Below are 10,796 nucleotides of genomic sequence, written 5' to 3'. Positions count from 1 at the left end.
CCAGGCCTCAGCATTTTATTATGGTGATCCCCTGGGCGAAATGCGCCTGGTAAGCAGAGTTTTTGAAATGTAAGGCCTTTGAATAAGACAAAAGGCTGCCTCATCGCTAACTTTGCAACAGTGCCAACTGGTCAAACGAGGGATCGCCATCCAGTTTGTAAAAGAAAATATTACTTTTACAGCCGAATCCACCCCGATGGATAATTTGATGCTTCAAATGATGGGTGCTTTTGCACAGTTCGAACGTGAGATCATTTTAGAGCGGCAAAAGGAAGGAATAAAACTCGCCTCTGCTCAGGGGAAGTACAAAGGTCGGGTGCATAAACTAAAGCCTGACCAAGCTGAAGCTTTACGACAAGCATGGAAGGAGGGGAAGTATCCATCGAAAATGGCATTAGGGAAAGCTTTTGGGATTAGTCGTCAGGCGGTATACCGATATTTACAAGTTAGTGAATAGCTTATTGGGATTAGCAACTAAATTTAGTTTAACTTATAAAAATCATGAAACACTGTTCGAATTTTAAGCGTGGAACATGAATAATCAATAAAAAGCCGCTCTGCTGGTGCCCTATATTTCAGAACGGCTTGCTTTAATATAATGATATTTAAAGAGAAATATCAAGCATTACGTATAACGTGTATTATGTTAATTTTAGGAAAAGTGAAAAATAATCTACAATAGAATCTACGAAAAATTGGCCATCAATTATGCCTGATTTCTCCAGTGGAAATAATTGGATTGTGAGATCCCCCACTCAAAATCATAAATTAGAAAGAATTGAAGCATTTCTTTCCAATTATGCTTATAAACCTCACCGACATGATACTTATGCTATTGGCAGGACTCTTTCCGGAGTTCAAAACTTTCATTACAAAGGTACATTGCAACATAGCTTGCCAGGCATGACTATGGTTCTACACCCGGATGAAAAGCATGATGGTGAATCAGGAACATTAGATGGCTATCGCTATAGAATGATTTACATCGAACCAGCGATGATCCAAACCATTTTAAAGGGTAAACCTTTGCCTTTTATCAGACATGGCTTAAGTAATGATATTCGCCTGTTTAGGGCAATGGATAGCTTTCTAAATAATATAAATAATTATATGGATACCCTAGAAGAGGAAGATGCTCTATTTGATTTGGCAACTACACTGTGTGAAATTTCAGATACTTCATCTAACCAAAACAAAAAATTTGACTACAAGGCAGCAGAGAGAGCGCGTGAGTGTATTTTGGCGTATCCACATGAAAACTTAAGTTTGTCAGATTTAGAGAAACATGCTGATCGTGACCGCTGGAGCCTTTCTCGTGATTTCCGATTATTATTTGGAACTAGCCCACACCGTTATATGATCATGCGTCGCTTAGAAACAGTTAAGTTCTACCTTGCTCAAGGGGAGTCTATTGTTAATGCTGCTTTAAATGCAGGCTTTTTTGATCAGAGTCATATGACCAGACATTTTATAAAAACATTTGGTTTAACTCCCACTCAATGGAAAATGATAAATATTAAAAGATAGCCGTTCGATTTGAACGGCTAATTTGTCCTACAGCAGATTTATTCCATTAAGAAAATCTTTGAACATAAAAAGCCCTGATAAAATCAAGAGTATACCCATCAGCTTATTTAGCCGATTAAACCAGATAGGATTAGCAATTTTGTTGCCTAATACTTTTCCAACCAGAGCATAGGTGAATGGTGCGCCAACAGCACCAAGTGAAATCAGTAAAGAAACTATCAAGATCATGATTCCTGTGATTTTGGCTGCAGGGTACATAATTGTCGTAACAGGTAGAATGACGAGAATGGCTTTTGGATTTAATAACTGAATAAATAAGCCATTTAAGAATGTTAGATGGCTTTCTTGCTGTTGAGTTGTTTCTACATTCGCCCTAATCATTTTTATAGCCAAGTAGAATGTATAAATTGCACCCGCTAAAGCAATATAATGAATCAATCCATGTGGAATAACAGCTTCACCTATATAGCCAAACAATACGAATAAGATCAACATGGCGAAACCAATGCCTAGGTAAAATCCTATAGTCTTTTTTAATTGACCTGTAAGGCCAGAATTTAGCCCCATAAAATTTACAGGGCCTGGGCTATACATAACGCTTAATGTATAAAGAAATATTTCCACAGAGTTCACTCAATTAGATAGCAATAAACATCAAAGAGAGAACGGTATCGAGTTATAGGCCTTAAAGATTGTACGTTTGTGCTGAACTAATTAAAAATTTCTATTTAACTTATGTTCACCTAAAGTTCACTTCATAAGTGTATAAAGAAACTATGTATTGTATTTTCAATTGCTTATATAAATATTAGTCTTGGTTTAGAATTTTAAAGTTCATGAACTATGAGAAAAAACTAAGATACGATCAAAATTGTAGAACAACAAAATTATTTATACTAATTTACAAGCCACGCTGTTTAAGCGTGTCATTAAAAAATAAATCTTTTAATCTCTCCACACAATCTCCACACAATCTCCACACAACATCAGCAATTCATAAACACTGCTATTTCAAAATAGTAGTATCTAAAACCCCCCCTCTGAAAAAGCATGTCAACACATTATCATTTAATAGGTTCAATACTTATTACAACTGTACTTTTAATCGGCTGTACACAAGCCAAAGATGCTGAACAGTCCCCAACAGAAATGCCACCAGCGGTTGTCAGTACCATCACGGTATTACCGCATTCCATGAATTTAATTGAAAATCTTCCAGGCCGTGTTGTCGCTTACCGTATTGCTGAAATTCGCCCGCAAGTAGGTGGAATTGTTGATAAAGTACTTTTTAAGCAAGGCTCTTATGTGCAAGCAGGTCAACCGCTTTTTAAATTGAATTCTGAAATATTTCAGGCAGATGTAAAAAGCAATCAAGCCACTTTAAACCGTGCACAAGCTGAGGTGACACGTTTGCAGGTGCTGTTAAAACGCTACACTGAATTAGTAAAAGTAAATGCGGTTAGTCAGCAGGAATACAACAATACCGAAGCAGATTATCAAAAAGCAAAAGCCGATGTGGCGCAAATGCAAGCCATGTTAAGCAGACAACAACTTAATCTTAAATATGCGACTGTTACAGCCCCTATCTCGGGAACGATTGGTGAAATCTTAGTGACTGAGGGTGCATTAGTTGGTCAAGGTGATACTAATGCAATGGCCGTAATACAACAGATTAATAAAGTCTATGTTGATGTAAAGCAATCAATTAGTGATTATGAAAAACTACAGGAAGCTTTACAGCAAGGTGACGTGTCAAATACCAAACATACGGTTGAAATCCTAAATAGTCAGGGTAAACCTTATAACGTTACAGGTGAAATCCTATTTTCGGATACTAAAGTTGATCCTGATACGGGTGATGTCACAATCCGTATTTTAGCCAATAATGAAAATCAAAAACTTTTGCCAGGCATGTATGTTCGAGTCAATATGAGCCGAGCTCAAGTTGAAAATGCGCTCCTAGTTCCAGAACAAGCGATTCAACATGATATTAGTGGTAAAGCCAATGTTACGATTGTTAATCAAAAAGGTTTAGCGCAAAGCAAGCCTGTTCAGCTTGGTCAACGTTATCAAAATAACTATGTGATCAAACAAGGGTTACAAGCAGGTGAGAAAGTCATTGTTGAAGGGGCTGATCGTATACAGCCTGAGCAAAAATTAAAAATTAAGCAGTGGCAACCTACAAATATTAAGGAAAATGGAGGACAGCAATAATGTCCCAATTTTTCATTAGGCGTCCTATTTTTGCATGGGTGATTGCTTTATTTATTATTCTGTTGGGTGTACTAAGCATCCCCAAGTTACCTATTGCACGATTCCCAAGTGTTGCGCCACCACAGATTAGTATTACGGCAATCTATCCAGGTGCTACGCCAAAAACATTGAATGATAGTGTTGTGACCTTGATTGAGCGGGAAATGTCAGGTGTCAAAAACTTACTTTATTACAGTTCAAGTTCAGATAGTTCTGGAACAGCAACAATCACCGCAACATTTAAACCAGGTACAGATGTAGAACTTGCACAAATTGATGTGCAAAACAAAATTAAAGCCATTGAGTCACGCTTACCTCAAACAGTGCGACAACAAGGGCTGATGGTCGATGCTGCGTCGTCTGGTTTTTTAATGATGGTGGGCTTAAGTTCACCGAATGGCAAATATAGTGAAATTGATGTCAGTGACTATATGACTCGCTATGTGATTGAAGAATTAAAGCGGGTTGACGGTGTTGGTAAAGTCCAAAATTTTGGTGCTGAAAAAGCCATGCGGATTTGGGTCGATCCAGATCGTTTGGTTTCTTATGGATTGAGTATTCAAGATGTGAATACAGCCATCCAAAACCAAAACTTGCCGATATCACCAGGTCGTATTGGTGATGTTCCTGCTTTGACGGGGCAACAAATTACTATTCCTTTAACTGCTCAAGGTCAATTAGAAACTGTAGAGCAATTCAAGAAAATTAGTTTACGTGCTCAACAAAATGGCGCCAATGTTCGACTGTCGGATGTCGCTCGTGTCGAAATCGGGGCACAGATGTATAACTTTGCGATTTTAGAAAATGGCAAAGCCTCTACAGCTGTGGCGATACAAATGAGTCCTGGTGCCAACGCTGTCAAGACTGCAGAAGGTGTTAAAGCGAAAATTGAACAGTTAGGTTCAGCACTGCCTGATGGTATGAAATTCTCTATACCTTACGACACTGCACCTTTTGTAAAAATCTCGATTGAAAAAGTAATCATGACATTGCTTGAAGCTATGGCATTAGTTTTTATTGTCATGTTTATCTTTTTACACAATGTTCGATACACCTTAATTCCGGCGATTGTTGCACCGATTGCATTGCTTGGCACATTCTCAGTCATGCTGCTTGCTGGTTTTTCGATTAATGTGCTGACCATGTTCGGTATGGTGCTTGCGATCGGGATTATTGTCGATGATGCGATTGTGGTCATTGAGAATGTTGAACGCATTATGGCGACAGAAGGCTTATCTCCAGTTGAAGCCACATCTAAAGCCATGAAGGAAATTACCAATCCGATTATTGGCATCACCTTAGTGTTAGCCGCTGTATTCTTGCCGATGGCATTGGCGTCAGGCTCAGTGGGGATTATCTATCGTCAGTTCACCATTACCATGTCGGTTTCAATTTTATTCTCAGCTTTCCTTGCACTGACATTAACCCCTGCGTTATGTGCAACGATGTTAAAACCGATTGATCAAGACCATCAGAAAAAGGGTGTTTTTGCATCGTTTGATCGCAGTTTTGAGAAGCTGAACAATCGCTATGAACGCAGTTTATTTAAAGTAATTAAACATAAAACCCTCGCAATGTTATGTTTCTTAGGCATTGTCATTGTGCTGATTTTTAGTTTTAAACACGTTCCGACTGCGTTTATGCCAGAAGAAGATCAGGGGTGGTTTATGACTTCGATTCAACTTCCTGCGGATGCAACTCAAGAACGTACCCGTAAAGTCGTTGCTGAGTTTCAAAATTATTTAGACCAAGAAACGGGGATTAAAGACAATATGGCGGTCTTAGGTTTTGGTTTTAGTGGATCTGGTCAGAATACAGCGATGTATTTTACCAATCTATTGCCATTCGAAGAGCGTACTATTACGGCACAAGAAGTCGTGAATAATGCCAATATAGCGATGGCTGAAAGTTCAGAAGGTCAAACCATGTCTGTGTTACCACCAGCAATTGATGAATTGGGTAACTCATCTGGTTTTTCACTGAGATTATTAGATCGTGGCAATATTGGCATGCCTGCTTTAAGAGAAGCACAAGATCAGCTTTTAGCATTAGCAGCACAAAGTAAAATCGTGGCGGAGGTCTATCCTGAAGGTTTGCCAGATGGCAGTTCTGTACAGCTTAAAATTGATAGAGATAAATTGCAGGCATTAGGTGTTAATTTCAGTGATGTGACCGATATTATTTCAACCTCAATGGGTTCGATGTATATCAATGATTTTCCAAATCATGACCGTATGCAGCAAGTCATTGTGCAACTTGATGCCAAATCACGCATGAGTATTGAAGATATTCTTCAGATTAAGGTGAACAGTCAAAGCGGTAAATTGGTTTCAATGTCTGAAATAATTACTCCAATTTGGCAACATTCCCCACAACAATACAATCGTTACAACGGTCGTCCATCATTGAGTATTTCTGGCAGTCCAGCAGCAGGTATATCTTCAGGACAAGCCATGACTGAGATGGAAAATTTGATTGAACAACTTCCGAAAGGTGTGGGTTATGAGTGGACTGGGATTTCTCTAGAAGAAAAACAGTCGGAATCACAAACCTTGTTTTTATTACTGTTGTCGATGTTAGTCGTTTTCCTTGTCTTGGCAGCGCTTTATGAAAGCTGGTCAATTCCATTCTCTGTGATGCTAGTTGTCCCTCTAGGGTTGATTGGCGCCTTTTTAGCAGTAATGTTACGTGGTATGCCAAATGATATTTTCTTTAAGGTCGGCATGATCACGATTATTGGTCTATCTGCAAAGAATGCTATTTTGATTGTTGAGTTTGCAAAAGCACTAAGAGAAGAAGGAATGGGTTTAGTGGAGGCAACCGTTGCAGCCGCTAAATTGCGCTTACGTCCAATCCTAATGACATCTTTGGCATTTACCTGTGGCGTTATTCCTTTAGTCATTGCCAGTGGCGCTAGTTCTGAAACTCAAAAAGCGATTGGTACAGGCGTCTTTGGCGGCATGATCAGCGCAACAATTCTAGCTGTTATTTTTGTACCGATTTTCTTTATTGTCGTCATGAGCATGGTTGAGAAATTCTCGAAACGTAAAGCGGCACATTAAGCATCAAAACTGAGAATAAAAGCTGTGGGTTAACGAGTTTAGCCCACAACAAATCTTTCATTTACATCTTTATTTCAGAATTGATTTAATAAACCATCAATATAGGTTTAATCATGAAAGCTACCAATCTTGATCCGAAACGCTGGTGGATATTGCTCGCTGTCGTGCTTGCATTTCTGCCGATTGTGATTGATATGACTGTACTGCATGTTGCGGTTCCCTCATTAACCCAATCGCTGAGTGCCACAAGTAACCAAGTCTTATGGATTATTGATATTTATCCATTACTTATGGCTGGACTTTTAGTTCCGATGGGAACTTTGGCTGATCGTGTCGGCAATCGTAAGATTCTGCTGATTGGCTTGGTTATATTTGGAATTGCCTCAGTCCTTGCGGCATTTTCCCAAACGGCTTCTATGCTGATTGCCGCACGTGCTTTATTAGCATTAGGCGGTGCCATGATTATGCCCTGTGTATTGGGTATTATTCGCAGAACCTTCGAAGACAGTCGCGAACGTGCCATTGCGCTGGGTATTTGGGGCACAATCGGATCAGCCGGTGCCGCCATTGGACCGCTCATTGGTGGGGGATTGTTAGAATATTTCTGGTGGGGTTCAGTTTTCCTGATTAACGTCCCAATCATGCTGGTTGTCGCACCAATGTGCTATTTCTTATTGTCCCGAAAAGAAGCTATAACCCCTGGACATTGGGCATTTGGTCAAGCGCTATTGCTGATTGTCGGTTTGATTTCGTTTGTATATGCACTAAAAGCAGGCTTAGGCGGTAAACAGTCGTTGTTGATTGTCTTGCCTTTGGTCGTTTTATCTATCGGCTTATTAACCATATTTGTACGCAAACAGCTGAATTCTCCTCAGCCGATGCTAGATCTTTCGCTATTTTCACGTCCTGCTATTTTAGCCGGCATTATTATGGCAATGGTTGCTGCAGGCGCTTTGGCAGGGGTTGAGTTAACTTTGGCAATGGAGCTGCAATATGTCATTCGTTTAACACCGCTGCAAGCCGGTCTTTTTATGGTTCCGATTATGGTTGCGGCCGCTATTGGCGGGCCTATTGCTGGTTTTTTATCCAATAAATTTGGACTCCGTCTGGTTGCGACCATGTCATTAATATTGGCAGCAATTGCGTTGGTCAGTTTGAGTTATTCAGATTTTCATCATCCGGGAATCATCGTTCCCTTTATTTTAGCTTCGATTGGATTAACACTGAGTATTGGTTTAACAGCTTCATCCATTGCGATCATGGGCTCAGTACCTGCAGAAAAGGGCGGTGCGGCAGGTTCACTTGAAAGTACAGGTTATGAACTGGGTACAGGACTAGGTATTACTTTATTTGGTGTTTTCATGGCCTATATATTTGGCAGTCATCTTCAAGTGCCGTCAGATTTAACTGCTGTTTTAGCAGAAAAAGCCAGACTTTCGATTGGTGATACCTATTTAGTGGCGAGCCAGTTACCCGTTGAACAAGGTACAGCATTGATTAACGCAGGTAAAATTGCCTTCAGTTCAGCTCATGTTAATTTATTATTAACAGCAGGGATTATCATCGGGATACTCTCCATTGTGGTATTTTTTATGCTAGCTAAATATCGAGATGAGAATTCATTGTGATGAAATTTATTTGAGGATCATCAAACAGAATGGTTAAGTTCAGACATCAATTTATCTTAAATTTATGGTTTAAATTAAGCCGTATTAATCTGAACTTAACACATTATAAATGAGTTGATGTCTTACGATTTAGTTGAATAGTAAAACAGCTGCCACCTAAGTTTTTGGATTTAGAATAATAAATATGACCTTGGTGTGCTTCAATAATTGCATCAATCACTGCCAAGCCTAATCCAGTACCGCCATCTAGACATGATCTAGAGTCTTCCAGTCGATAGAAGGGTTTGAACAGGTGTTTAAGATGCGATTCATCAATACCAGGACCTTCATCTTCAAACGTCAATACCCAATGTTCTGCTGTGGTTACAGATGTAATATTTATTTTTCCAGCATTCGAATATCTTAGAAAGTTAGAGAACAATGCAATAAAGACCTGTTCCATCCTTCTTATATCAACGCAAACCAATTTATCCGTCAAATTTAAAACAATAGTTAAACCTTTAACATGAAACCGTTCATTAAACATCTGCAGACATTTTTCAATACTATTTTTTAAATTGGTCTTTTCTAGTTCTAATCGTAATTGTTTATTTTCAATAAGTGTCAGTGTCCGTAAATCTTCCACAAGGTAAGATAAGCCTTCGACTTGGTTCAATAAGCTTAGGTGTAAAGCTTTATCGGCAATAAATATACCATCGACAATACCTTGCAAGCGACCTTGTAATATTGTCACAGGTGTTCGTAATTCATGTGCAATTGCAGCATTCCAAACAGTTGAATTCTTAACTGATACTTCAAGTTGGTTTGCCATTTCATTGAAGTTCTCAATAAGAGACTTGATTTCATGTGGAATATCATGATGTGGCTGTTTAATTCTGAGTGCTAAATTGCCTTGTTGAATTTGTTGAATAACATCTGCTAAATCACTAATTGGCTGTGTATAGCGTTTTCCATATTTAAAGGCGAGGATAGTAGAAAGAAAAAAGCCTGTTAATAGCACTAAAAACAGCCAGATAAAGTCAACGGAGGTAACTGAAAATTCATTTGAATTAATAACTTGTGTATTTAGAAAACCTATTTTTATCGCCCAGCTATAAACAAAATAGCCAATCATGAAAGATAACAGCGTAATGCCTAAATTGAATAGGCTCATCATGATAATAAACTGGAAGTTAATTCCAACAGAATTTTTAAAAAAGTTAAATTTCATGATTTTGATCTAAGCGATACCCCACGCCACGGACATTGATTAATAAGCCATTTACATCATTTTCTTCAAGTTTTTTGCGTAATTTGCTGATATGGCTATCTACAGTGCGATCTAAAGCATCACTTTCAGGCATACAGTTTTGGATCAATTCATTACGTGTAAAGACTTTATTCGGTGTTTTTGCCATCAAAAACAGTATCTTATACTCAGTTAACGTAAGGTTGAGCAACTGATTTCTTTGACCATTTGAAATGTAAACTTGATGATGATCTGGATTAATTTCAATATTTCTATAACGAATAATATTAGTTATTTCCATATTTTGGCTTGTACTTCGTCTAAGTACGGCTTGTATTCGTGCAATCACTTCGTTTGGGTTAAATGGCTTAATAATAAAGTCATCAGCACCCATTTTTAGCCCCATGATCTTATTCACTTGATCATCTAAGGCAGTCAGCATAATGACAGGTAAATGACTTGTTTGACGGATGATTTGTAGAATTTCCCAGCCATTTAGTTTGGGTAATTTAATATCAAGGAGAATCAGGTCGATAGAGTTGGCTTTTAGGCACTCTAAAGCTTGTTGTCCATCCAATGCACGGATGACCTGCATGTTTTCATTTTTTATGTATTTTTCAAGAATGTCACCAATATCATAATCATCTTCTACAACGAGAATGACGCTGTTTTCGAAGCTGTGCTGTAGATTTGGATACATATATTTTATCTTAGATGAAGTAGCTATGCATTTTAACATTTAATTGTGTAATGGAGATGATTAGACGAGCAGTCATTTATATTTGTAATTGAGGGGTGACATATAATAAAATTCGTTGCATATCAGTATTAATGAACAAAATGTCAATTATCATTCATTTAACATAATGGCTGTTATACGAAACGAGAGTGTTAGAACCCATTTAAAGTGTCTATATTCTCACCAATAAAAATGTCCGGTTTCTCCGAGGTAAAATATGACTTTTGAACAAAAATAAGCCATTGTTTATTCTTTTTATTTCCAACAAAATTCCAGAACTCATCTACTTCGAGAGATTCATAATGACTTTGCTGAGGCTGAATTTCATAGGTTGATTCAGTTAAAGTACGTAAAACTTT

General features: G+C 38.2%; 7 protein-coding genes and 2 pseudogenes. 5 read left to right on the top strand and 4 right to left on the bottom strand.

The genetic code is table 11. The features are described 5' to 3' along the window. Nucleotides 1-124 precede the first annotated feature (124 nt). A pseudogene (locus tag FTU22_RS15795) lies at nucleotides 125-457 on the top strand (recombinase family protein); the annotation flags it as partial. Between the two features lie 251 nt (nucleotides 458-708). Next, on the top strand, nucleotides 709-1,527 hold the full coding sequence (locus FTU22_RS15790; RefSeq protein WP_032073151.1) for an AraC family transcriptional regulator: 819 nt from the start codon (nucleotides 709-711) through the stop codon (nucleotides 1,525-1,527). Between the two features lie 27 nt (nucleotides 1,528-1,554). Here the strand turns inward: FTU22_RS15790 and FTU22_RS15785 are convergent, their stop codons facing one another. Beyond that, nucleotides 1,555-2,151, bottom strand: coding sequence for a LysE family translocator (locus FTU22_RS15785; RefSeq protein ID WP_074163998.1), 597 nt, complete (start codon nucleotides 2,149-2,151; stop codon nucleotides 1,555-1,557). 426 nt (nucleotides 2,152-2,577) lie between these two features. Between FTU22_RS15785 and FTU22_RS15780 the strand changes: the two genes are divergently transcribed. The 3 genes from FTU22_RS15780 (at nucleotide 2,578) to FTU22_RS15770 (ending at nucleotide 8,470) form a co-directional block, all read left to right on the top strand. Further along, nucleotides 2,578-3,741: an efflux RND transporter periplasmic adaptor subunit gene (locus FTU22_RS15780; protein ID WP_032073150.1), complete on the top strand. Its 1,164-nt coding sequence runs from the start codon at nucleotides 2,578-2,580 to the stop codon at nucleotides 3,739-3,741. Beyond that, nucleotides 3,738-6,842, top strand: a complete 3,105-nt coding sequence (locus tag FTU22_RS15775) for a multidrug efflux RND transporter permease subunit (protein ID WP_270915313.1) — start codon at nucleotides 3,738-3,740, stop codon at nucleotides 6,840-6,842. The genes FTU22_RS15780 and FTU22_RS15775 overlap by 4 nt, the downstream gene beginning before the upstream one ends. Nucleotides 6,843-6,955: 113 nt before the next feature. Then, a complete protein-coding gene (locus tag FTU22_RS15770) occupies nucleotides 6,956-8,470 on the top strand; it encodes an MFS transporter (RefSeq protein WP_032073148.1) in 1,515 nt (504 codons plus the stop codon). Between the two features lie 103 nt (nucleotides 8,471-8,573). Here the strand turns inward: FTU22_RS15770 and adeS are convergent, their stop codons facing one another. From adeS to FTU22_RS15755, 3 genes and pseudogenes are all read right to left on the bottom strand, one after another. Continuing rightward, the gene (gene adeS, locus FTU22_RS15765; protein ID WP_032073131.1) at nucleotides 8,574-9,680 is read right to left on the bottom strand and encodes a two-component sensor histidine kinase AdeS; all 1,107 of its coding nucleotides are present in this window, start codon (nucleotides 9,678-9,680) and stop codon (nucleotides 8,574-8,576) included. After that, entirely contained in the window at nucleotides 9,670-10,398 is a 729-nt protein-coding gene (gene adeR / locus FTU22_RS15760) for an efflux system response regulator transcription factor AdeR (protein WP_032073130.1), read from the bottom strand. Before adeR ends, adeS begins: the two co-directional genes overlap by 11 nt. Nucleotides 10,399-10,667: 269 nt before the next feature. Then, nucleotides 10,668-10,796, bottom strand: a pseudogene (locus FTU22_RS15755) (IS1 family transposase); the annotation flags it as partial.

Source organism: Acinetobacter sp. YH12076 (genome assembly GCF_013419525.1).
Classification (GTDB): Bacteria; Pseudomonadota; Gammaproteobacteria; order Pseudomonadales; family Moraxellaceae; genus Acinetobacter; species Acinetobacter amyesii.
This window is presented reverse-complemented; position numbering and strand designations above follow the sequence as displayed.